Source organism: Streptomyces glaucescens, assembly GCF_002154375.1.
In the GTDB taxonomy this organism is placed as follows: Bacteria; Actinomycetota; Actinomycetes; order Streptomycetales; family Streptomycetaceae; genus Streptomyces; species Streptomyces glaucescens.
The window spans coordinates 1-21,696 of the sequence record NZ_MUND01000384.1 but is presented as its reverse complement, the minus strand read 5'-3'; the positions used below and the strand labels follow the sequence as shown (position 1 = coordinate 21,696).

General features: G+C 73.1%; 20 protein-coding genes and 1 riboswitch. Of the genes, 11 read left to right on the top strand and 9 right to left on the bottom strand.

All coding sequences use genetic code 11. The features are described from left to right. Positions 1-451 precede the first annotated feature (451 nt). Positions 452-940, top strand: a complete 489-nt coding sequence (locus CCN42_RS24410) for a pyridoxamine 5'-phosphate oxidase family protein (protein ID WP_086738833.1) — start codon at positions 452-454, stop codon at positions 938-940. On the opposite strand, the gene CCN42_RS24405 is transcribed toward CCN42_RS24410, so the two are convergent. After that, complete coding sequence (locus CCN42_RS24405; protein WP_086738831.1) at positions 882-1,835, bottom strand: LysR family transcriptional regulator; 954 nt, start codon at positions 1,833-1,835, stop codon at positions 882-884. The two genes, CCN42_RS24410 and CCN42_RS24405, sit on opposite strands and share 59 nt — an antisense overlap. 97 nt (positions 1,836-1,932) lie before the next feature. Between CCN42_RS24405 and CCN42_RS24400 the strand changes: the two genes are divergently transcribed. Beyond that, on the top strand, positions 1,933-2,883 hold the full coding sequence (locus CCN42_RS24400; RefSeq protein ID WP_086738829.1) for a DMT family transporter: 951 nt from the start codon (positions 1,933-1,935) through the stop codon (positions 2,881-2,883). Here the strand turns inward: CCN42_RS24400 and CCN42_RS24395 are convergent. After that, positions 2,874-4,205, bottom strand: coding sequence for an aminotransferase class I/II-fold pyridoxal phosphate-dependent enzyme (locus tag CCN42_RS24395; RefSeq protein ID WP_086738827.1), 1,332 nt, complete (start codon positions 4,203-4,205; stop codon positions 2,874-2,876). The two genes, CCN42_RS24400 and CCN42_RS24395, sit on opposite strands and share 10 nt — an antisense overlap. A gap of 35 nt (positions 4,206-4,240) precedes the next feature. Between CCN42_RS24395 and CCN42_RS24390 the strand changes: the two genes are divergently transcribed. Beyond that, the gene (locus CCN42_RS24390; RefSeq protein ID WP_086738825.1) at positions 4,241-4,924 is read left to right on the top strand and encodes a pyridoxamine 5'-phosphate oxidase family protein; all 684 of its coding nucleotides are present in this window, start codon (positions 4,241-4,243) and stop codon (positions 4,922-4,924) included. 44 nt (positions 4,925-4,968) lie between these two features. Here CCN42_RS24390 and CCN42_RS24385 read toward each other — a convergent pair whose 3' ends face one another. The 3 genes from CCN42_RS24385 to CCN42_RS24375 all read right to left on the bottom strand — a co-directional run bounded on the left by CCN42_RS24385 (position 4,969) and on the right by CCN42_RS24375 (position 7,590). After that, positions 4,969-5,973: an EamA family transporter gene (locus tag CCN42_RS24385; RefSeq protein ID WP_086738823.1), complete on the bottom strand. Its 1,005-nt coding sequence runs from the start codon at positions 5,971-5,973 to the stop codon at positions 4,969-4,971. 60 nt (positions 5,974-6,033) lie between these two features. Then, positions 6,034-6,633 carry a Clp protease N-terminal domain-containing protein gene (locus CCN42_RS24380; protein ID WP_107427639.1) on the bottom strand — a complete coding sequence of 200 codons (600 nt, stop codon included), beginning with the start codon at positions 6,631-6,633 and terminating at the stop codon, positions 6,034-6,036. Positions 6,634-6,951: 318 nt separating this feature from the next. Further along, positions 6,952-7,590, bottom strand: a complete 639-nt coding sequence (locus CCN42_RS24375; protein ID WP_086738837.1) for a PadR family transcriptional regulator — start codon at positions 7,588-7,590, stop codon at positions 6,952-6,954. Positions 7,591-7,794: 204 nt separating this feature from the next. On the opposite strand from CCN42_RS24375, the gene CCN42_RS24370 reads away from it, so the two are divergent. Further along, on the top strand, positions 7,795-8,604 hold the full coding sequence (locus tag CCN42_RS24370) for a PhzF family phenazine biosynthesis protein (RefSeq protein ID WP_086738819.1): 810 nt from the start codon (positions 7,795-7,797) through the stop codon (positions 8,602-8,604). Positions 8,605-8,652: 48 nt separating this feature from the next. Here the strand turns inward: CCN42_RS24370 and CCN42_RS24365 are convergent, their stop codons facing one another. Together CCN42_RS24365 and CCN42_RS24360 are read right to left on the bottom strand one after the other, a co-directional pair. Further along, complete coding sequence (locus CCN42_RS24365; RefSeq protein ID WP_086738817.1) at positions 8,653-9,453, bottom strand: CPBP family intramembrane glutamic endopeptidase; 801 nt, start codon at positions 9,451-9,453, stop codon at positions 8,653-8,655. Positions 9,454-9,556: 103 nt separating this feature from the next. Further along, positions 9,557-11,074, bottom strand: coding sequence for a glutamate-cysteine ligase family protein (locus tag CCN42_RS24360; RefSeq protein ID WP_086738815.1), 1,518 nt, complete (start codon positions 11,072-11,074; stop codon positions 9,557-9,559). A gap of 583 nt (positions 11,075-11,657) precedes the next feature. On the opposite strand from CCN42_RS24360, the gene CCN42_RS24355 reads away from it, so the two are divergent. Further along, positions 11,658-12,260 (top strand): hypothetical protein, encoded by a 603-nt coding sequence (locus CCN42_RS24355; protein WP_086738813.1) that lies wholly within the window; start codon positions 11,658-11,660, stop codon positions 12,258-12,260. Positions 12,261-12,547: 287 nt separating this feature from the next. Then, entirely contained in the window at positions 12,548-12,754 is a 207-nt protein-coding gene (locus CCN42_RS24350; protein WP_086738811.1) for a DUF5999 family protein, read from the top strand. An 85-nt stretch (positions 12,755-12,839) separates the two neighbouring features. On the opposite strand, the gene CCN42_RS24345 is transcribed toward CCN42_RS24350, so the two are convergent. Next, positions 12,840-14,351: a glycoside hydrolase family 43 protein gene (locus CCN42_RS24345; RefSeq protein ID WP_086738809.1), complete on the bottom strand. Its 1,512-nt coding sequence runs from the start codon at positions 14,349-14,351 to the stop codon at positions 12,840-12,842. Positions 14,352-14,509: 158 nt separating this feature from the next. On the opposite strand from CCN42_RS24345, the gene CCN42_RS24340 reads away from it, so the two are divergent. The 4 genes from CCN42_RS24340 to CCN42_RS24325 all read left to right on the top strand — a co-directional run bounded on the left by CCN42_RS24340 (position 14,510) and on the right by CCN42_RS24325 (position 17,904). Beyond that, the gene (locus CCN42_RS24340; protein ID WP_211294787.1) at positions 14,510-14,905 is read left to right on the top strand and encodes a TOBE domain-containing protein; all 396 of its coding nucleotides are present in this window, start codon (positions 14,510-14,512) and stop codon (positions 14,903-14,905) included. Positions 14,906-15,110: 205 nt separating this feature from the next. After that, positions 15,111-15,914, top strand: coding sequence for a molybdate ABC transporter substrate-binding protein (modA, locus tag CCN42_RS24335; RefSeq protein WP_086738805.1), 804 nt, complete (start codon positions 15,111-15,113; stop codon positions 15,912-15,914). After that, on the top strand, positions 15,911-16,738 hold the full coding sequence (modB, locus tag CCN42_RS24330) for a molybdate ABC transporter permease subunit (RefSeq protein ID WP_086738804.1): 828 nt from the start codon (positions 15,911-15,913) through the stop codon (positions 16,736-16,738). The genes modA and modB overlap by 4 nt, the downstream gene beginning before the upstream one ends. Next, complete coding sequence (locus CCN42_RS24325) at positions 16,735-17,904, top strand: ABC transporter ATP-binding protein (RefSeq protein WP_086738802.1); 1,170 nt, start codon at positions 16,735-16,737, stop codon at positions 17,902-17,904. The genes modB and CCN42_RS24325 overlap by 4 nt, the downstream gene beginning before the upstream one ends. Before the next feature lie 91 nt (positions 17,905-17,995). Here CCN42_RS24325 and gcvP read toward each other — a convergent pair whose 3' ends face one another. Continuing rightward, positions 17,996-20,881 (bottom strand): aminomethyl-transferring glycine dehydrogenase, encoded by a 2,886-nt coding sequence (gcvP, locus tag CCN42_RS24320; protein ID WP_086738800.1) that lies wholly within the window; start codon positions 20,879-20,881, stop codon positions 17,996-17,998. A 175-nt stretch (positions 20,882-21,056) separates the two neighbouring features. Then, positions 21,057-21,152, bottom strand: a riboswitch (glycine riboswitch). 114 nt (positions 21,153-21,266) lie between these two features. Here gcvP and CCN42_RS24315 point away from each other — a divergent pair. Continuing rightward, complete coding sequence (locus tag CCN42_RS24315) at positions 21,267-21,638, top strand: PRC-barrel domain-containing protein (RefSeq protein WP_086738835.1); 372 nt, start codon at positions 21,267-21,269, stop codon at positions 21,636-21,638. Positions 21,639-21,696 lie beyond the last annotated feature (58 nt).

The window sequence follows — 21,696 nt, the reverse complement described above, 5'->3', positions numbered from 1 at the left end:
CCGGCGACGAAGCCGCTGCCGGCCGCGCAGATCGCCGTGGAGGGCGACGAGATCAAGCTGGCGTGAGCGGCACGGGCCGGAGTCGGCCGCGGCGGCCGAGCGTGCCCAGCGGCAGACGCCGGCACCGGTGTCCGCCTCGCCGAGGCGACGACGGCGCGGACGGGCATGCGCCGGCCGCCGGGGCGGCGCTCGGCACCGGCGTGGACGTCCGCGAGCCCGCCGCCGTCTGCGGCACGGCGGCGATCGGGCGGGCGCCGCGGTCGCGGGCGCCCGGGACTCGGGCGGCCGGACGGGTCCGGGCGCGCCGCCGGTTCGGTTGCGTCGGTCCGGTTGCGTCGGTGCGGTTGCGTCGGCCCGGGTGCGTGGCGTCGGCTCGCTTGCCGTCGGCGGTGTGACGTCCCATCCTTGGCCGACTGCACGTCAGACGCCACGCTCTCGAGGGGGACCTCGCATGACCGCCACTCAGCGCCGCGGCCGGAAGATCATGATGACGCCCGGCGAGCTGGAGGAGTTCCTGACCACGGAACGCACCTGCCGCGTCGCGACCGTCTCGGCCGACGGCACCCCGCATGTGAGCCCGCTCTGGTTCGTCTGGGACGGCGGCTCGCTCTGGCTGTACTCGATCACCCGCAGCAGGCGCTGGGCCGATCTGCGCCGCGACGCCCGCCTCGCCGTGGTGATCGACGCCGGGCGGGAGTACGACGAGCTGAGGGGCGCCGAGCTGTCCGGGACCGCCGCGTTCGTGGGCGAGGTCCCGCGCACCGGCGAGCCGCACCCCGTGCTGGAACCCGTCGAGCGGCTCTTCGCGCGCAAGTACTTCGGCCTCGACGCCCTGCCGCACGACGGCCGCCACGCCTGGCTGCGGCTGACCCCGGACGCGGTCAGGTCGTGGGACTTCCGGAAGCTGGGCTCGCCGCAGGCCCCTCCGTCCGACCGGTGATCCGTTCCCCCGCTGCCCGCAGCGCCCGTACCGCCGCCCGGATCGACGGCCGGCGGTCGGCGTCCGCACGCCACACGACGTAGACGTGCCGCCGCACCTGCTGCCGCAGCGGGACGGTGACCACACCGGGCGGCATCGGATGGCGGCCCAGCAGCGGCACCACACACACCCCGAGCCCGGCGGCGACCAGCCCCAGCTGGGTGTGGGTCTCGGCGGCCCGGTGGCCGAGGTTCGGCTCGATGCCCTTGGATCGCAGGGTGAACACCAGCCACTCGTGGCAGAACTCCCCCTCGGCCCAGGTGATCCACTCGTCCTCGGCGAACTCCGCGAGGTCCACCTCGTCCCGCCCGGCCAGGGGATGGCCGGCCGGCAGGGCGACGTCGGCCGGGTCGTCGAGGATCGCCGCCTTCACCAGGCCGTCGGGCAGCGGCATCGGCTTGTTGTACCAGTCGAGGACCACGGCGAGGTCGAGGTCGCCGCGCACCACGCCCCGGATCCCGTGTTCGGGTTCCAGCTCGCAGGAACGCAGCCGCAGCCCCGGATGCTCGGCGCGCAGCGCGGCGAGCGCGGTGGGGAACAGGCCCCGCGCGGCGGTCGGGAACGCCGACAGGCGTAGCTCGCCGGCGACCCGGCCGCGCTGCGCCTCCAGGTCGGACTCGGCGAGCGCGACCTGGGAGAGGATTCGCGCGGCGTGGTCGGCGAGCAGCCGTCCCGCGTCGGTGAGCCGGACGCCCCGCCCGTGCTTGGCCAGCAGCTGCTGCCCGACCTCGCGCTCCAGCTTGGCCAGTTGCTGGGAGACCGCCGAGGTGGTGATGTGCAGGCCCTCGGCGGCACCGCTGACCGAGCCGTGCCGGGCGAGGGCGTCGAGGGTGCGCAGTCGGTCGAGGTTCAGCATGGGGGTGATGCTACGGCCGCACGCTTAAGCAGCGCTACGAGATATCGCGTGCAAAATCTCGATTGTGCTACGAGATCCGCTCCAGCATCTTTGGCTCATGACCACCGTCGCCTCCGCCACCCGCACCCCGTCCGCCACCCGCCCCCGGCCGCGCCGCGCCCTCGACTGGCGCGTCCGTTTCGCCGTGCTGTCGCTGATCTGGGGCTTCAGCTTCCTGCTCATCAAGGTGGGCACCGAGAGCTACGCGCCCTTCCAGGTCACGCTCGGGCGGCTGGTGTTCGGTACGGCGGTGCTGGCGGCGGCGATGGCGCTGAAGCGGGAACGGCTGCCGCGCGGCGCCCGCACCTGGGCCCACCTGACGGTCGCCGCCTTCCTGCTCAACGCGCTGCCGTTCTCCCTGTTCGCCTACGCCGAGCTGACGATCCCCTCCACGCTCGCCGGCATCTGCAACGCCACATCGCCGCTGTGGGGCATGGCCCTGTCCCTGGTCGCGCTCTCCGAGGACCGGCCCACCCGGCTGCGCGTCGCGGGGCTCGGCCTCGGCTTCCTCGGCGTCCTCACGGTGCTCGGTGCCTGGCAGGGCTTCGCGGGACTGGACGCCGGCGGCACGGCGATGGCCCTGCTGGCCTCGCTGAGCTACCCGATCGGCTGGATCTACGTCCGCCGCACCCTCGCCGGGTCCTCCCACTCGAACCTGTCCCTGACCGGCGCCCAGCTGCTGCTGGCCACCCTGCAACTGGCGGTCGTCACGCCGCTGTTCACCAGCCTCCCGACCGCCTTCCCGGTCCTCCCCCTCCTCGCGGTCGCCGCGCTGGGCGCGCTCGGCACCGGGTTCGCCGTGCTGCTCCAGTACGGCCTGGTCGCCGAGGTCGGGCCGACCACCGCCCAGATGGTCACGTACTTCATCCCGGTCATCGCCACCGCGGCGGGCGTCGCCCTGCTCGGCGAGTCCCTGACCTGGTCGACCCCGGTCGGCGCGGTGATCGTGCTGGCGGGGGCGGCGCTGACGCAGATACGGCCCAGGGCGCGGGCGTCGGCTCACACGTGACCGCGCGCCGTCCCCCGCGCCACCGCCGCCGCGATCGCGTCCGCCAGCGGTTCCGTCTCCGCCTCGGTCAGCGCGGAGACGGTGACCCGGATGCCGGGCGGCGCGCTCATCCGGAAGCGGGCGCCGGGCGCGACGGCCCAGCCCGCGTGCAGCAGCCGGGCGACGGCACCGGTCTCGTCGGGCACTGGGATCCACACGTTCATCCCGCTGCGCCCGTGCGCCGCGACACCGCGCTCCGCCAGCGCCCCGATGAGCGCGTCCCGGCGCCGTCCGTACGCCGCCGCCACCGCCCGCGCGTCCACCGCCCCGTCCGTCCAGAGCCGGACCACGGCCCGCTGGACGATCCGGCTGACCCAGCCGGGCCCGAGCTGCTGCCGGCCGCGCACCCGGTCCACGGTGACCGCGTCACCGGTGAGCACGGCGAGCCGCAGATCGGGGCCGTAGGCCTTGGCGGCCGAACGCACGAGGGCCCAGTGCCGGGTGGTCCCGGCCAGGGGGTGCAGGGGCAGGTCGACGATCCGGTGCCCGTGGTCGTCCTCCACGAGCAGCGTCTCGGGGTGCTGCCGCAGCACGGACCGCAGGGCACGCGCGCGCGTGGCGGTCACCGCGGCGCCGGTGGGGTTCTGCGCCCGGTCGGTGACGATCAGGGCCCGGGCCCCGGCGGCGAGGGCGGCGCGGACGCCCTCGGGGAGCGGTCCGTCGTCGTCGACACCGACCGGGACCGTCCGCAGGCCGAGCGCCGGGACGAGGTCGAGCAGGCTGCCCCAGCCGGGGTCCTCGACGGCGACCGCGTCACCGGGCTTGAGATGGGCGGCGAGGACCCGTTCGATCGCGTCGAGCGAGCCGGAGGTGACCGCGACGGGTCCGTCCGGCACTCCGTCCGCGTCGAGGTCGGCGCGGGCGATCCGCTCCAGCTCGGGTTCGACCGCCGCCTCCCCGTACAGCACCGGCTGCCGGTCGCCCTGTCCGGCCGCCGCCGCGAAGGCAGCGGCGAGCGGGGGCAGCAGGGCAGGATCGGGGTTGCCGGCGGCCACGTCGCGCACGCCCTCCGGCACCTCCACCCGGATGTACTCGCGTCCGGTGGTGGCCGGCCTGGCGCGCACCCGGCTGCCCCGGCGGCCGTCGGTCTCGATGACCCCGCGCTCGCGCAGGGTGCGATACGCGGCCGCGACGGTGTTCGGGTTCACGCCGAGCCGAGCCGCCAACTCCCGCATGGGCGGGAGCAGTTGACCCGGTTCGAGGGCGCCGCTCGACACCGCCTCCTCCACGCTCGCCGAAATCTCCGCCGCACGCCGCCCACTGATCGGATATTCTCCTAGCACAAAGCCAATTATGCACTAGTGCAATGGAGAGCGCCATGCAGGGGACCGAGCAGACGTCGTCGCAGCCCACCGCCTACACCCCGTCCGACCGCACCGTCCCCACGCGCTCCGCCGACCGCGCCTCGTACGACAGGGAACTGGTGCACGCGATACTCGACGAGGGATACGTCTGCCATCTCGGCTTCGTCCGCGACGGCGCCCCCGTCGTGCTGCCGACGCTCTACGGCCGGGTGGGCGAGCGGCTCTACGTGCACGGCTCGACGGGCTCCCGCCCGCTGCGCATGACCGGCAAGGCGGACCCGGGCCTGCCGGTCTGCCTCACCGTCACCCACGTCGACGCGCTCATCCTGGCCCGCTCGGCCTTCCACCACTCCATCAACTACCGCTCGGTGGTGGTGCACGGACTGGCCTACGACGTCACCGACCCCGACGAGAAGCGCACGGCCCTCGACGCCCTGGTGGACCACGTGGTGCCGGGCCGCGCCGCGGACTCCCGGCCCGCCAACAAGAAGGAACTCGCCGCCACGGCCGTGATCCGGCTCGACCTGAACGAGGTCTCCGCCAAGCTGCGCACCGGCGGCGTGAACGACGAGCCCGAGGACCTGGCCCTTGCGCACTGGGCCGGTGTCGTCCCCCTGCGCAAGGGCTACGACGTCCCCGTCGCCGACGCCGGCCTGGCCCCCGGCACCCCGGTCCCGGACTACCTCGCGGCGCTCTGACCCCGGGCGGGCACGAGTCCCCGCCCGGGGTGGGTGCGACGAGGTCAGGGGGTCGTGCCGCGCGCGGACAGCTCCCGCTCCGCGCCGCCGTCCGCCACCGGCTCCGAGCCGCCCTTCGCGGGCGTCGAGGACTGTGCGATGAACGCGCCCACCAGCACCACCGCGCCGCCCGCGATCTGCGGCAGCGACAGGTGCTCGCCGAGCAGCACCCAGGCCAGCACGGTCGCGATCACCGCCTCCAGGCAGGCCACGACACCGGCGACCTGCGGCGAGAGTCTGCGTACGGCGACCACGCCGGTGACGTAGGCGACGACCGTGGCGACGAGCACGATCCAGCCGAGCAGCAGCCAGGCCGCGACCGGGGTGCCGTCCATGCGCGCGGTACCGGTGAGCACCGACCAGTCCATGCCCCAGGGGCGGGCCACGACGGTCAGCACACCGGCGCCGACGAGCAGGCCGTACGCGATCACGCCGAGCGGGTCGGGGGCGGCGTCGCCGGAGTCGCTGCCCTGGTCGGACAGGACGAAGTAGCCGACCTGGCAGCAGGCGGCGCCGAGCGCGAGCAGCAGGCCGAGCGCGTCGAAGCCGAGCCCCGACCACACCTCGACGACACAGGCGAGTCCGCCCACGGCGAGGACCACTCCGAGCGCGGCGGCCCGGGTCACCGGCCGCCGCTGCACGAACCGCACCCAGCCGAGGACGAGCGCGGGCGCCAGGTACTCGACGAGCAGCGCGACCCCGACGGGGATCCGGGAGATCGCGGCGAAGTAGCAGGCCTGCACACCGGCGACGGCGAGCAGGCCGAACCCGGCGAGCAGCGCGGGACGGCGGCGCAGCAGCGCGCGGTGCCGCACGGCGAGCGGCAGCATCACCAGGGCGGCCCCGGCGACCCGCAGCCACACCACGTGCAGCGGGTCGAGTCCGGCTTCGATCAGCGGCTTGGCCGCGACTCCCGAACCGCCGAACGCGACGGCCGACGCGAGTGCGAGACCGAGCCCGAAGCCCTTCCCGCGGCTGCCCTGACTGCTTTCTGACGTATGCACCGGCACATGATGGCAGGGGATGACATGAGCTTCACCCCCGATGACACCTGTCTCACCGGCTGGACCTCAGAGCCCCGTCTCGCCCCCGGCGGCGCAGCTCCGCGAAGGCCGCGAACACCGTGGGGACTCCTCCGGCAGCCGGGCGCCCAGCTCCGGGCCGCCGATCCGCGCGCGCAGCCCGGCCACGTCGATCCCGGCCCGGCCCAGCACCTCGACCGCCCGCGCCTCGGGGACCGCGACGATCCCGGCGAGCAGGTCCACCCCGCGCGCTCGGATCTCCCCGCGCCGCCCGGCCCGCGCGCGGGCGTACGACAGCGCCGCCGCGGCCACCGGCGAACAGCCCTCGGCGCCGGGCACCACCGGAAGGGCGCCGGAGTCCTCGACGCTGCCCTGCCAGCGCAGGCCGTAGCCGATGCTGCGCTGCACCAGGTACCCGAGCAGCCGGGCCAGTCGCGGTCCGCCGTCGAGGACCGCCCGGACCTCGGGGTCGTACTCCAGCAGCGAGTGGAGGAGATGGGCGGTGTCGATCTGCCGGTCCGCGTCCCGCACGGCCCGGCGGCGGGCGGCGGCGAGCACCGGTGCCAGTTCGGCGCCGAGCCCGGCATCGTCGTCCACACGGCGGGCGGCCCGGTCGTGGTCCGTCTGCCGGGGAATAGGGGAGTGCACACCCCCACCCCATCAGTCCCCGAGGATCGGTGCATCCCCGGCAAGACGCATCTTCGCGTCCCGCACAGAGCGGACACCCCCGGCCGGAATCTCCTCCTCAGGGAGGAGATCAGGTCGTATGCGCCCCCAAGGCGCGCGCCTCCTTGCCCTGCGCCCCCGCGGGCAACCGTCGCCCGGCCGTACGTCACACAAGGCGATGGAGAGCGGATGCCGGCTGGTCGCCCTGCCGGCGATCGCGGGCACCCGGCCCACGTCGCCCCCCCCGGTACACGAAGGCGCCCCGCGGGGGTTTCCGTGGGGTGCCTTCACCATCGCGGATCAGTCCTCGTCGGCGAGGATCAGATACAGCTTCTTGCGGGCGTCGTTGATGACCCCGAGCGCCTTCTCACGCTGTTCGGCGGTGCCGGTCTTCCAGACCTGGCCGAAGGCCTCCATCAGGCCGAACCCGGCCTGGCGGATGTCGTTCAGCGCCTCCCAGTCGACCCCGCGCGAGGCCTCCTCCCAGGGGGCGTCCGGGCCGTCCTCGGCCGCCGTGCGGCCCGCCTCGGTGAGCGCGAACAGCTTCTTGCCGCCCTCGCTCTCGCTGGAGATCAGACCCTCGTCCTCCAGCAGCTGGAGGGTCGGGTAGACCGAGCCGGGGCTGGGCTTCCACGCCCCGCCGCTGCGCTCGGCGATCTCCTGGATCATCTCGTAGCCGTGCATCGGCCGGTCCTTCAGCAGGGCCAGGATCGAGGCCCGCACGTCACCCCGCCGCGCCCTGCCGCGCGGTCCGCCGCGTCCGCGCGGGCCCCAGGGGCCCCCGCCGAAACCGGGCCCGCCGAAGCCGGGACCGCCCGGCCCGAAGGGACCGAAGGCGGCGCGCCGGCCTTCGAAACCACCGCCGAAACCGCCGCCGAACTCACCCCGGCCGTGTCGGCCGGGTCCACCGTGTCCACGCTCGAATCCGTGGGAACGCATGGCGATCACTCCATCTCTTCAGTCGATCATTCGTTCAGTCATTGAACTGTCGCGTATCGTTCGCGATGCTTCAACGATATATCGGAAGAGGGGTTACGACAAGCCCCGCCCGCAGCCCGTCCGCGGCCGGCCGCCGCGGAAATCGGTCCAGGACTCACGAATTGGCCTTGGCCTGCGGCTTTGCCGGCCCCCTAGCGTCGAGTCATGCGGATTCGAATCGTCGACGCCTTCACCGACCGCCCCTTCGCCGGCAACCCGGCCGGGGTCCTGCTCCTCGACGCCTTCCCGGACGACACCTGGCTCCAGAACGTGGCGATGGAGGTCAACCACGCCGAGACCGCCTTCACCCACCGGCTGCCCGAGGGCGGCGAGGCCGACTGGGCGCTGCGCTGGTTCACCCCGGTCGCCGAGGTCGACATGTGCGGCCACGCCACCCTCGCCACCGCGCACGTCCTGCACACCACCGGCGCCCACGAGGGACCTGTACGGTTCGCCACCCGCAGCGGCGTCCTGATCGCGACGCCCCGCGAGGACGGCTCGATCACCCTGGACTTCCCCACCGCCCCGCTCACCCGCGTCGACGTCCCGGACGGGGTCGCCGACGCCCTGGGCGCGGTCCCGGGCGCGGTCTTCGACACCGGCCCCCACGTCGGCGACCTGCTGCTCGAACTCGCCGACGAGAAGACGGTCCACGCCCTGGCGCCGGACCACAAGGCGCTCGCCGCGTTCTCCCGGCGCGGCATCATCGCCACCGCCCGCGCCGAGGACCCGGCCCGCGGGTACGACTTCGTCTCGCGCTGCTTCTTCCCGAACGTCGGCATCGACGAGGACCCGGTGACCGGCAGCGCCCACACCGCGCTCGCCCCGTTCTGGTCCGAGCGCCTCGGCCGCCCCGCCCTCACCGGCCTGCAGGCCTCGCCGCGCTCCGGGCGCGTCCGGGTCGAGCTGCGCGGCGACCGCACGCTGCTCAGCGGGAACGCGGTGACGGTGATCGAGGGCGAACTGCACGCGTGAGCAGGCCAGGAGGGGCCGTACGACGCTCCCGTACGACCCCTCCCCCGGTCACGCAGTCGGCAGCCAGCCGACCTTGCCCGCCAGCAACGCGTAGCCCACGAACGCCCCGATGTCGAGCAGCGAGTGCGCCACCACCAGCGGCCCCACCCGCCCCCAGCGGCGGTAGAGGTGCACGAAGACGACGCCCATCACCAGGTTGCCGATGAAGCCGCCGATGCCCTGGTAGAGGTGGTACGAGCCGCGCAGCACCGAGCTGGCCATCAGCGCACTGCCGGGCGACCAGCCCAGCTGGCCGAGCCGGCGCAGCAGATAGCCGACGACGATGACCTCCTCGACCACGGCGTTCTGCACCGCCGAGAGGATCAGCACCGGGAACTTCCACCACACGTCGGGCAGCGCCTCGGGCACCACGGTGAGGTTGAAGCCGAGGCCGCGGGCGGCGAGGTAGAAGGCGATGCCGGTGCTGCCGATCACCGCGGCGATCGCGGCACCGCGCCCCAGATCGGGCCAGGGCCGGGAGCGGTCGAAGCCGAGGGCGCGCAGGCTCTGCCCCTCGCGCAGCAGGAAGTGCGCGACGAGGGCGACCGGCACCAGTGCCGTCGTGATCCCGAAGAGCTGCCAGGCGAGGTCGAGCCAGGGGCGGCCCGGCGCCGCGGAGGAGTTCAGCGTGGCGGCCTGGTCCTTGAGCCCGCCCGGCCGGGTCACCGAGCCGACGAAACTGATCAGCGCGGAGACGCCGCTGGCACCCAGCGAGAGCGCCAGCACCAGCACCGTCTCGTCCCGCAGCACCCGTCGTCCGGGCCGCTCCCCCGACGAGGTCCCAGCCACCGCACCCGCCTCGCCGCGCACCCTGCCTCCCGCTGCCTCACGACAAACCCGGGACAGAGCTTACGAACTCCGCCGGCCGTGAGGCCCCGCGCCCCTGGCCGGCGGGTGCGGCCATGCCCTCACCTCACCCCGTCCCCACCTTCTGCGGCACCCCCACCGGCCACAGGTGCACCGGCTCGTCGGTGCGCATCAGCTCCGCGTACCGCCGCGTCGTCGCGGCCAGCGCCGCGTCCCTGGGGAGGCCGGCCTCCAGCGCCCGGTGGAACGTCGCGACCTGCCACGACGCCCCGTTCACCCGCCGTCGGCAGCGCTCGTCGATGACCCCGAGGTAGAAGTCCCGGTCCGCCGCCTCCACGCCCCAGGCGTCGAGTCCCGCCTCGGCCAGCGGCAGCAGTTCGTCGCGGACCAGGGTCACCGCGTCCGTCTCGGCGAGCCCGCCGTGCCGTCCGCGCCGCGGCCAGACGAGCCGCGCGTCGATGCCGTAACGGCAGGCCGCGTCGAAGTTGGCGGACGCCGTCTCGAACGGCATCCGGGTCCACACGGGCCGCGATTCCTCGGCCAGCGCCCGGACCAGGCCGTAGTAGAACGCCGCGTTGGCGACGACGTCCGTCACCGTGGGCCCGGCCGGCAGCACCCGGTTCTCCACCCGCAGATGCGGAACCCCGTCGGCGACGTCGTACACCGGCCGGTTCCAGCGGTACACGGTGCCGTTGTGCAGCACCAGCTCGCCGAGCCTGGGCACCCCGCCCGCGTCCAGGACGGCCAGCGGGTCCTCGTCGTCGCAGATCGGCAGCAGGGCCGGGAAGTAGCGCAGGTTCTCCTCGAACAGGTCGTACGCCGAGGAGATCCAGCGCTCCCCGAACCAGGTCCGCGGTCGCACGCCCTGCGCCTGGAGTTCGGGCGGGCGGGTGTCGGTGGACTGCTGGAACAGGGGCGGCCGGGACTCGCGCCACAGTTCCCGGCCGAACAGGAAGGGCGAGTTCGCCCCCACGGCTATCTGCGCGGCCGACGCCGCCTGCGCCGCGTTCCACACGTCGGCGAACCGGCCCGGCGTGACCTGGAGGTGCAGCTGCACGGAGGTGCAGGCGGCCTCGGGCGTGATGGACCGGGCGGTGCAGACGAGATGCTCCACGCCTTCGATGTCGAGGGTGAAGTCCTCGCCGCGCGCGGCCACGATCTGATCGTTGAGCAGTGTGTAACGGTCGACGTCGGAGAGATTGGAGGAGACCAGGTCGTCGCGCTCCAGCGTCGGCAGAATACCGATCATCACGATTCCCGCGTCGACCTCTTCGGCCTTCCGGTGAGCATATGCCAGCGAGGTACGGACTTCTTCGGCAAGTCGATCGAATACCCGCCCGCCCAGCGGGTGCGGGGTTATGTTGACCTCCAGGTTGAACATGGCGAGTTCTGTCTGGAAATCACGGCTGGCGATCCTTTCGAGAACTTGACCGTTCAGCATTCTCGGCAGGCCGTCGGCGCCGGCGAGATTCAGTTCGATCTCCAGGCCCATGAGATTCCTCGGCCGGTCGAACCGCTTCTCCTCCAGGAGTCGCTCCAGGCCCTTCAGGCACTTCTGGAGCTTGTCGCGGTAGCGCTGCCGATCGGACAGGTCGAACGCGCCTGCCACGACCTTCTCCCCCATCGAAGCGTCCCTCCTTCGGTGGGCGGGCCGGGCGGTCCGGCAACCGCCGATGTGCGGGTCAGGGTGGATGATGCCCAGCCGTTGCGATCCATAACGTCCCCGGCCTGCGCCTCGGACGGCTACTCTGGTCACTCCGGTCCAGGCTGATCGGCGGCACATTCCCCGGGCATGACGCCGGAAGCATTTTCCGCGACGGTGTCCACTCGTGAAAAACGCCGACAAGAAACAGCCGACCGCGGCCCACGCACTGTGCGAGGTCAGCGGCGTACGGTCGGTCTGGAATCGGGAGGATTCCCCGCGTATCATCGACCTCCCACCGGCTGAATGACTTCTTGCCGAAGTGCCCCGGATCAGCTAGCCGAAACACCGGGTGAACATCTGTCGTATAAACTCCGCGCACAAGGCAGAGAAGGTTGGCGCCCGGTCGCCGGTGCCTGCCGCCGACACTCACGGCAGGCCCTCACCCCCCACATCCTCTGGGGCGCAGACCCCGGCCCCCACCTCTCTGACCTCGTGAGCTGACAGCGTCGTCCGCCCCAGCCCCCTCGCGTCACCGTGCCTGTCGAATGAGAGGCGACCCACCATGCCGCTGCATGTCCCCCAGGCTCCCGCGCCCGCACTTCGCTCCGTCCTCACGGCACTCGGTTCCCCCACCGCCGTCCGCGAGGCCCGAACTCCTTCGCTGCTCACCGCCCAGGGGCCCGTCACCCCCGAGCTGCCGCTGCCGGTGCACGTCCTCGACAGCGTCAGCGCCCAGGGCGTTCCCGCCACCCGGCTGGCCGGCTGGCGCTTCCTGATCCGGGCCGGCGACCGCGCCGTGGCCGCCGCCGAGACCAGACTGACCCCGGACGGCTGGGCGTTCTCGCACTTCTTCGAGGGGCCGTACGTCCGGTCCACCGAGCTGGCGCTGCAGCAGGCCGAGACGCTCACCCAGCCCTACCAGCCACGCCTGCTGTCCGTGCCGGGCCTGTACATGCTCACCCTCTGGCTGCACGGCGACTGCACCGCGGACGGGGCGACGGGCGCCCCGGCGGCCACCGATCTGCTGGTGCCGCTGGCGCCCGCCCCGCCCGGCATCGCCGCCAGCCGCCCGCACCGCGTGGCCGAGCTGCTTCCGGTGCTGACCCTCCGGGCGGCTCCGGCGTCGCCGACGCCCCCGACACCGCTGCTCGGCTCGCCCGCCTGAGGGCCGGCCGCCCGGGCACACCACGTACCCCCGCCACGGAATCCCGTGGCGGGGGTACGTCCGTTCGGCACACCCCCCGGCCGGACTAGCCCCTTCCGGCCATCGGAAACCACCCAAAGGGACAGTGCAGTTGGGATGAACCGTCCGCGCGCGTGACGCGTCATGAACCTGTGAGAAGCGGTGCTGTGAAATCCCTGCGGATCGACGCCCGTGGGGCAACACTGGGGTTCCGACCGACTTATCCAACGGGGGCGGCAATGAACACGACAGAGCGAGAGATCCCGACCATGTGCCAGCACCAGCCACCGTGCCCGACCGCCGACTGCGCCGACCGGGAATCCGCCCGTCTCGTGGCGCACCACCCGGAGCAGGGATGGAGCCTGCTGTGCAACGGCGTCGTGCTCTTCGAGGACACCGGTGAGCTCCTGCCGGACGGCCAGATCATCGCCCCGCACCGTCCGCTGGACACCAGCCGCGTGATGACGGCCGCCTGAGCACCACCGTACGGAGGGGCCGGCCCACGGACCGGCCCCGCTGCGTGTCCGCCGCCGGTCAGGCCGTCGGCACGTGAGCGAATCCTCAGGCCTCCGGCACGTACTCGAACCAGTCGAACGCCGCCCGCCCCTCGGTGACGTACATGCCGATCACCCGGCCGGTGAACCCGCCCGCGACCTCCGTGGACAGATACCGTCCGTCCAGCTCCGCCAGTCGTACGGCACCGTCCGGACCCTCCACCGAGAAGGCCAGCGTGTCCGGCCCGCCGGCCCTGACGCCGGCCGTCTCCTCACCGGGCCGCACGGCCGTCGGCGGGCGGACGTCGGTCGTCCTGATGCCGACGGTGAGGACCAGCGGCCCGGCGGGCACCGGATGCTCGGCGACGCACTGGCGCACCGGGCCGATCCGGGCGATCACGCTCACCGTACCCGCGGCGACCTCGATGTCGTAGTGGTGCGCCTCGTCCATCCGGACCGACAGTCCGGCCCGCCCCGCCCCCAGGTCCAGCTGTGCCGAGGCCCGGCAGTCGTGGTGCTGCTGCCGCCGCCCGACGAAGGTGTGGCCGGGGCGGTCCAGGCTGTCCCCGGTGGCGGTCAGCGTGAGGCGGCCCGGGCGCTCGGTCAGCGACCAGGAGCCTGCGGGGCGGCCGTGCGGGGAGATCCAGTGCGGGGCGAGGGCCGGGCCGTCGAAGTCGTCCCGCGTCGGGTCCGCCGGCTGGGGATGCCAGGCCGCGGGCGCCGGATGCCGTTCCCGGACCGGTCCGACGCGGGGCCAGCCGTCGACCCACTCGACCGGCGCGAGGAACGTCTCCCGGCCCAGGACGTGGAACTCCGGGAAGAAGCCGCGCGGCCGGGTGCCGAGCAGCACCATCCACCAGCTGCCGTCGGCCGCCTGGACCAGGTCGGCGTGCCCGGTGCACTGGATCGGCTCCCGGCTGCCGCTGTGGGTGAGAACCGGATTCTCCGGGGCCGGCTCGTACGGCCCGAGCGGACTGCGGGCGCGGGCGACGGAGACGGAGTGGCCGCGCGCCGTGCCGCCCTCGGCCACCAGCAGGTACCACCAGTCCCCCACCCGGTACAGGTGCGGCCCCTCCGGGTCCCGCTTCCCCGACCCGGACCACACGGGCACCGGCCCGTCCAGCACCTTCCCCGTGGCCGGATCGACGCGGGCCAGGCCGACCCCGGCCACGGCGACCCAGCAGGTGCCGTCGTCGTCCCAGGCGAGGTCGGGGTCGATGCCGGGCAGGTCGATCCACACCGGGTCGGACCAGGGGCCCTCCGGGCGGTCGCTGGTGACGAGGAAGTTGCCCCCGCCGCCGACGTTGGTGGTGATCACGTGGAACCGCCCGTCGTGATGGCGGATCGTGGGGGCGTAGATCCCGCCGGACGCCGGCACCCCGTCCGGCAGCGGAAGCTGTTCCGGCCGGTCGAGCACGTTGCCGATCCGGCGCCAGTGCACGAGGTCGCGGCTGTGGAAGAGCGGTATGCCGGGGAAATACTCGAAGCTGGAACAGACCAGGTAGTAGTCCTCGCCGACCCGGCACACGCTGGGGTCGGGATGGAAGCCGGGGAGGACGGGATTGCCGTAGGTCCGCATGGGAGCCCTTCAGGTAAGCCTCGGGTGAGCCCTTCGTGGGTCATCCCCAACCTGCGGCACGGCGGTCCCCGGTAAACCCCTTGCGAGAAAACCCTTTCTGTCCGGGGCACGGCACTCTGCGGCCGGCCCCCTTGCCGACCGGCCCTATCGTGACGGACATGCACTCCTACACGATCGGCCAGGCCGCACGACTGCTCGGCGTCAGCCCCGACACCGCCCGCCGCTGGGCGGACGCGGGCCGCGTGGCGACCCACCGCGACGAGACCGGACGCAGGCTCATCGACGGCCGGGACCTGGCCGCGTTCTCGGTCGAACTCGCCAAGGCGGGAAGCCCCGACGAGGAGCCCCCCTACACCTCCGCCCGCAACGCCTTCCCCGGCATCGTCACCGCGATCAAGCTCGGCGATGTCGCGGCCCAGGTCGAGATCCAGGCGGGCCCGCACCGTCTGGTCTCCCTGCTCACCCGTGAGGCCGTGGAGGAGCTGGGCCTGGAGGTGGGCATGGAGGCCACGGCCCGCGTGAAGTCGACGAATGTCCATATCGACCGCGGCTGACGGCCGACTCGTCTCGTAGGAACGTATATGCGTGCCCCCAAGGGGGCATGAGCTTGCTCATGCGATGCTCCAGCAGACTCACGGCTCGCATCTGCGTCATTATGATCGGCGTGAAGGGACGCCCGTCACCGCGTGGACGGGCGCGTCAGGCGCCGCACGGACGGGCGCGTCAGACGCCCGTGGACGACAGAGGGAGTGCCCCGCGATGACCCGTACCCCCGCCCGCCGGACCCTGCGCATCGCCGGCGCGGGCGCCGCGGCACTGCTCGCCCTGAGCGCCTGCTCGTCCACCTCCGGTGACGCCACCACCGGGGCCTCGGGGCCGCCGGAGCTCTCCGGCACGGTCACCGTCTTCGCCGCCGCCTCCCTCGAGGAGAGCTTCGAAACCCTGGGCGCGGAGTTCGAGCGGCAGCACCCCGGCACCGAGGTGTCCTTCAACTTCGGCGGCAGCGACAGCCTCGCCGCGGGCATCACCAACGGCGCGCCCGCCGATGTCTTCGCCGCCGCGAGCCCGAAGACCATGGCCGTCGTCACCGACCAGGACGGTACGGCCGGCCGGCCGGTCACCTTCGTCCGCAACCAGCTCCAGATCGCCACCCTGCCGGGCAACCCGGACCGGATCTCCTCCCTCAAGGACCTCACCGAGCCGGGCCTGAAGGTCGTGCTGTGCGACAAGGAGGTGCCCTGCGGCGCGGCCGCCCAGAAGGCCCTCGACGCCGCCGGACTCGACCTCGAGCCCGTGTCGTACGAACAGGACGTCAAGGGCGCCCTCACCAAGGTGGAGCTGAAGGAGGCCGACGCGGCCGTCGTGTACCGGACGGACGTGCGGGCCGCGGGTGACAAGGTGGAGGGCGTGGACTTCCCCGAGTCGGCCGACGCCGTGAACGACTACCCGATCGCCCTGCTCAAGGACGCCCCCCACGCCCGGGCCGCCAAGGCGTTCATCGCGCTGGTACGGTCCGCCGAGGGACAGAAGGTGCTGACCGACGCCGGGTTCCTCGAGCCGTGAGCGCCGAGAGCCGGGCGGGCGGGCCGCCCCGGCGCCCGAAAGGCTCACGTGGGGTCCCGCTGCCCCTGCTGGTCCCCGCACTCCTCGGCCTCGCCTTCCTGCTGGTGCCGCTGATCGCGCTCCTCCTCCGCACCCCGTGGCGCGGCCTGCCGGAGCAGCTCACCAGCCCCGGCGTGTGGGAGGCGCTCCGGCTGTCCCTGATCTGCGCCACGGCCGCGACCGCGCTCAGCCTGGTCCTCGGCGTCCCGCTGGCCTGGCTGCTGGCCCGCACCGAGTTCCCCGGGCGCGGGCTGGTCCGCGCGCTGGTGACCCTGCCGCTCGTCCTGCCGCCGGTGGTGGGCGGTGTCGCGCTGCTGCTCGCCCTCGGCCGCAACGGCGTCGTCGGGCGGTGGCTGGACGCGTGGTTCGGCATCACGCTGCCGTTCACCACCACGGGCGTGGTCCTCGCGGAGACGTTCGTCGCGATGCCGTTCCTGGTCATCAGCGTGGAGGGCACGCTGCGCGCCGCCGACCCGCGCTACGAGGAGGCCGCCACCACCCTCGGCGCCTCCCGCTTCACCGCCTTCCGCCGGGTCACCCTGCCGCTGATCGCACCCGGCATCGCGGCGGGCGCCGTCCTGGCCTGGGCCCGCGCGCTCGGCGAGTTCGGCGCGACGATCACCTTCGCGGGCAATTTCCCCGGCCGCACCCAGACCATGCCGCTCGCCGTGTACCTGGCCCTCCAGAACGACCCGGCCGCCGCGATCGCCCTCAGCCTGGTCCTCCTGACCGTCTCGATCGCGGTCCTGGCGGGCCTGCGCGACCGCTGGATGAGAGCCACATGACAGAGAACGACGGCTTCCCGCACGGCTCTCCTCCGGGCAGCGCCCGCCCGGACAGCGCTCCCCCGAACGGCGCTCCTCCCGGCAACGCTCGCCCGAACGGCACGCCGAGCGAAGCCCCCGCGCGAAGCGACGGAGTGGACACCCGCCTGATCGTCGAGCGCGGCACCTTCCGCCTCGACGTCGCCCTCCGCGCCGCCCCCGGCGAGGTCGTCGCCCTCCTCGGCCCGAACGGCGCCGGCAAGACCACCGCGCTGCGCGCCCTCGCCGGGCTGACCCCGCTCACCGGCGGGCACCTCCGGCTGGACGGCGTCGCGCTGGACCGTACGCCGCCCGAGTCCCGCCCGGTCGGGGTCGTCTTCCAGGACTACCTGCTGTTCCCTCATCTGACCGCCCTGGACAACGTGGCCTTCGGACCGCGCTGCCAGGGGGCGACCAAGGCAAAGGCCCGCGCCCAGGCGGCCGGCTGGCTGGACCGCATGGGCCTCACCGCGCACGCGAGCGCCAAGCCGCGCCGCCTCTCCGGCGGCCAGGCCCAGCGGGTCGCCCTCGCCCGGGCCCTGGCCACCCGCCCCCGGCTGCTGCTCCTGGACGAGCCGCTGGCCGCACTGGACGCCCGCACCCGCCTGGAGGTGCGCGCCCAGCTCCGCCACCATCTGGCCGGCTTCGAGGCCGTGGCCGTGCTGGTGACCCATGACCCGCTCGACGCCATGGTGCTGGCCGACCGGCTGGTGGTCGTCGAGCACGGGGAGGTCGTCCAGGAGGGCACGCCCGCCGAGATCGCCCGCCGCCCGCGCACCGACTACGTCGCCCAGCTGGTCGGCCTGAACCTCTACAAGGGCCGCGCCGAGGGCCACACGGTCCGCCTCGACGCGGGCCCGGTCATCACCACCACCGAGGACCTCGCCGGACCGGTCTTCGTCGCGTTCCCGCCGGGCGCGGTCACCCTCTACCGCGAGCGCCCCGCCGGCTCCAGCGCCCGCAACCTCTGGCGCTGCTCGGTCACCGGCCTGGAGACCCACGGCGACCAGATCCGCGCCGCCCTGACCGGCGAGCTTTCCCTCACCGCGGACCTCACCGCGGTGGCCGCCGCCGAGCTGGACCTGCACCCCGGCGCGGAGGTCTGGGCCGCGGTCAAGGCCGCGCAGACGCACGCGTACCCCGCCTGAGGCGGCCCCCGGAACGCGAGGGGCCCCGGCTCCGGCCTCCAGGGCCGGAGCGGGGCCCGTACGCGGGGATCCGCGGGGGATCCGCGGGGGGTCAGTCCTCGTACGCGTCCAGCGGCGGGCACGAGCACACCAGGTTCCGGTCACCGAACGCCTGGTCGATCCGGCGCACCGGCGGCCAGTACTTGTCGGCGGCGGAGACCCCGCCCGGGAAGACGGCCTCGTCGCGGCTGTACGCGTGCTCCCACTCCCCGCCGACCGCGCCCGCGGTGTGCGGCGCGTTGCGCAGCGGGTTGTCGTCGGCGGGCCACTCACCCGTGCTGACCTTCTCGATCTCCGCGCGGATGGCGATCATCGCGTCGCAGAACCGGTCCAGCTCGGCCAGGTCCTCGGACTCGGTCGGCTCGATCATCAGCGTCCCGGCCACCGGGAACGACATCGTCGGCGCGTGGAAGCCGTAGTCGATGAGCCGCTTGGCGACGTCGTCGACGCTCACGCCGGTGGCCTTGGTGATCGGACGCAGGTCGATGATGCACTCGTGCGCGACCAGGCCGCCGGGGCCCGTGTAGAGCACCGGGTAGTGCGGCTCCAGACGCTTGGCGACGTAGTTCGCGCTGAGGACCGCCACCTGCGTGGCCCGCTTCAGCCCCTCGCCGCCCATCAGGCGGACGTACGCCCACGAGATCGGCAGGATGCCCGCGGAGCCCCACGGCGCGGCCGAGATCGGGCCGACGCCCGTCTCCGGACCGGCGGCCGGCTGGAGCGGGTGGTTCGGCAGGTACGGCGCCAGGTGCTCGCGGACGGCCACCGGGCCGACGCCGGGACCGCCGCCGCCGTGCGGGATGCAGAACGTCTTGTGCAGGTTCAGGTGCGAGACGTCGCCACCGAAGTGGCCCGGCTTGGCGAGGCCGACCAGGGCGTTCAGGTTGGCGCCGTCGACGTACACCTGGCCGCCCGCCTCGTGCACCTGCGCGCAGATGTCGGAGACGTGCTCCTCGAACACACCGTGGGTGGACGGGTACGTGATCATGAGCACCGCGAGCTCGTCGCGGTACTGCTCGATCTTGGCCCGCAGGTCGTCGACGTCGATCTCGCCGTCCTCGGCGGTCTTGACGACCACGACCTTCATCCCGGCCATCACGGCGCTCGCGGCGTTCGTGCCGTGTGCGGAGGACGGGATGAGGCAGACGGTGCGCTGCTCGTCGCCGTTGGCCCGGTGGTAGCCGCGTACGGCGAGCAGACCGGCCAGCTCGCCCTGCGAACCGGCGTTCGGCTGGAGCGACACCTTGTCGTAGCCGGTGACCTCGGCGAGCCGGTCCTCCAGCTCGTGGATGAGCGTGAGGTAGCCCTCCGCCTGCTCGGCGGGCGCGAAGGGGTGCAGCTGGCCGAACTCGGGCCAGGTGACCGGCTCCATCTCGGTGGTCGCGTTGAGCTTCATGGTGCAGGAGCCCAGCGGGATCATGCCGCGGTCCAGCGCGTAGTCCCGGTCGGCGAGCCGGCGCAGGTAGCGCAGCATCGCGGTCTCGGAACGGTGCTGGTGGAAGACCGGGTGGGTGAGGAAGTCGTCGGTGCGCAGCAGCCCGCCCGGCAGGGCGTCCTCGGTGGCCGCGTCCAGCGCCTCGATGTCGCCCTCGACGCCGAAGGCGGCCCACACGGCGGCCAGCTGTGCGCGGGCGGTGGTCTCGTCGCAGGCGATCGACACCTGGTCGGCGTCGACGAGCCGCAGGTTGACGCCGTTCTCGCGGGCCGCGGCGACGACCTCGGCGGCCCGGCCGGGCACCCGTGCGGTCACCGTGTCGAAGAATGTGCCGTGGACGACCTCGACGCCACCGTTCGCCAGGCCCGCGGCCAGGATCGACGCGTAGCGGTGGGTGCGCCGCGCGATGCCCTTCAGACCGTCCGGGCCGTGGTAGACGGCGTACATCCCGGCCATCACGGCGAGCAGCACCTGCGCGGTGCAGATGTTGCTGGTCGCCTTCTCGCGACGGATGTGCTGCTCACGGGTCTGGAGCGCGAGACGGTAGGCCCGGTTGCCGTCGGCGTCCACGGACACGCCGACCAGCCGCCCCGGCAGGCTGCGCGCCATCTTGTCCTGCACCGCCATGTAACCGGCGTGCGGCCCGCCGAAGCCCATCGGCACACCGAACCGCTGCGTGGTGCCCACGGCGATGTCCGCGCCCAGCTCGCCCGGCGACTTCAGCAGCGTCAGCGCGAGCAGGTCGGCAGCGACGGTGACGAGCGCGCCCAGCTCGTGCGCCTGGTCGATGACCGCCTTGATGTCCCGTACGGCACCGGAGGCGCCCGGGTACTGGATCAGGACGCCGTTGATCTCGCGCTCGGCGACCTCGGCCGGGATGCCGTCGCTCAGGTCGGCGACGACCACCTCGACACCGGTCGGCTCGGCGCGCGTCTGGATGACGGCGATGGTCTGCGGCAGCGCGTCCGCGTCGACCAGGAACAGCCCCTTCTTGTTCTTGCCCATGCGCCGCGACAGTGCCATCGCCTCGGCGGCGGCCGTGCCCTCGTCGAGCAGCGAGGCGCCGGAGGTCGGCAGACCGGTCAGGTCGGCGACCATGGTCTGGAAGTTCAGCAGCGCTTCCAGACGGCCCTGGGAGATCTCCGGCTGGTACGGCGTGTACGCCGTGTACCAGGCCGGGTTCTCCATGACGTTGCGCAGGATCACGGGGGGCGTGAAGGTGCCGTGGTAGCCGAGACCGATCATCGAGTCCAGGACCTGGTTGCGGTCGGCCAGCGCCCGCAGCTCGGCCAGCACCTCGGCCTCGGTGCGCGCACCCGGCAGGTCCAGGGCGTCGGCGTTCTTGATCACATCCGGGACCGCGGCGGCGGTCAGCTCGTCCAGCGAGCCGTAGCCGATCTGCGCGAGCATCTTGGCCCGAGCCTCCTGGTCGGGCCCGATGTGGCGCTGCTCGAACGGAATGCCCTGTTCGAGCTCGGAGAGCGGAATGCGATGGGCGGTCATTGCGGAGGCCTCCTGGTCTGACGCGACCTGCGAGGGGCACCACGGCGCGGGTGCCCGGACGGCCTCCCCCTCTGTCATCTCAACCTGAGAGCTTCACCGGATCACCTGAGGGATCCGGCTTTCACCGTCGGTGAGAGCGGAAGCCGTCGACACCCGCTCTGCTTTCCAGAGTGACCTCGTCCGTGCGGTACGTGGGCCTGAGAGATTCCGGGGAGGATTTGCTCCTTCGGCGCCTCCGGTCGTCTCCGGAGGACTCTCCCGCACGGGGTCAGCAGCCGTTGTCAGCCTACCAGCGCGGTCAACGCCCAGGCGTTCGAGTGGCCGCCCGCCCCAATGTGCTCTTTCGTTGTGCTTACGGATGAGTTGCGACCACGTGGAGGGCCCGGTGCAGACCGACATCGATCCGCGCAACCTGATCGGCCGCAAGGCGTTCGACCGCAACGGCACCAAGATCGGCACCATCGACGAGGTCTACCTCGACGACGCGACCGGTGTTCCGGAGTGGGCCGCCATACGCACGGGCCTGTTCAGCAGGGACGCCTTCGTCCCCCTCGAACCCAGCGAGCTGATCGAGGGCAGCCTCCACGTGCCCTTCGATCGCGCCCTGATCAAGGACGCCCCCGACTTCGGCGTGGGCCGGCATCTCTCCCCCGACCAGGAACTCCAGCTCTACCACCACTACGGCCTCGACATCGCGCCCCCGCCCGCACTCCCGGACCACGAGTTCGGCAAGCTGGCGGGGACGGACGAGACCTGAGCCCCCGGGGTGAGCGGCCACCGGCGGGGCCGAGGCGGGCACCCACCGGCTTCACCCA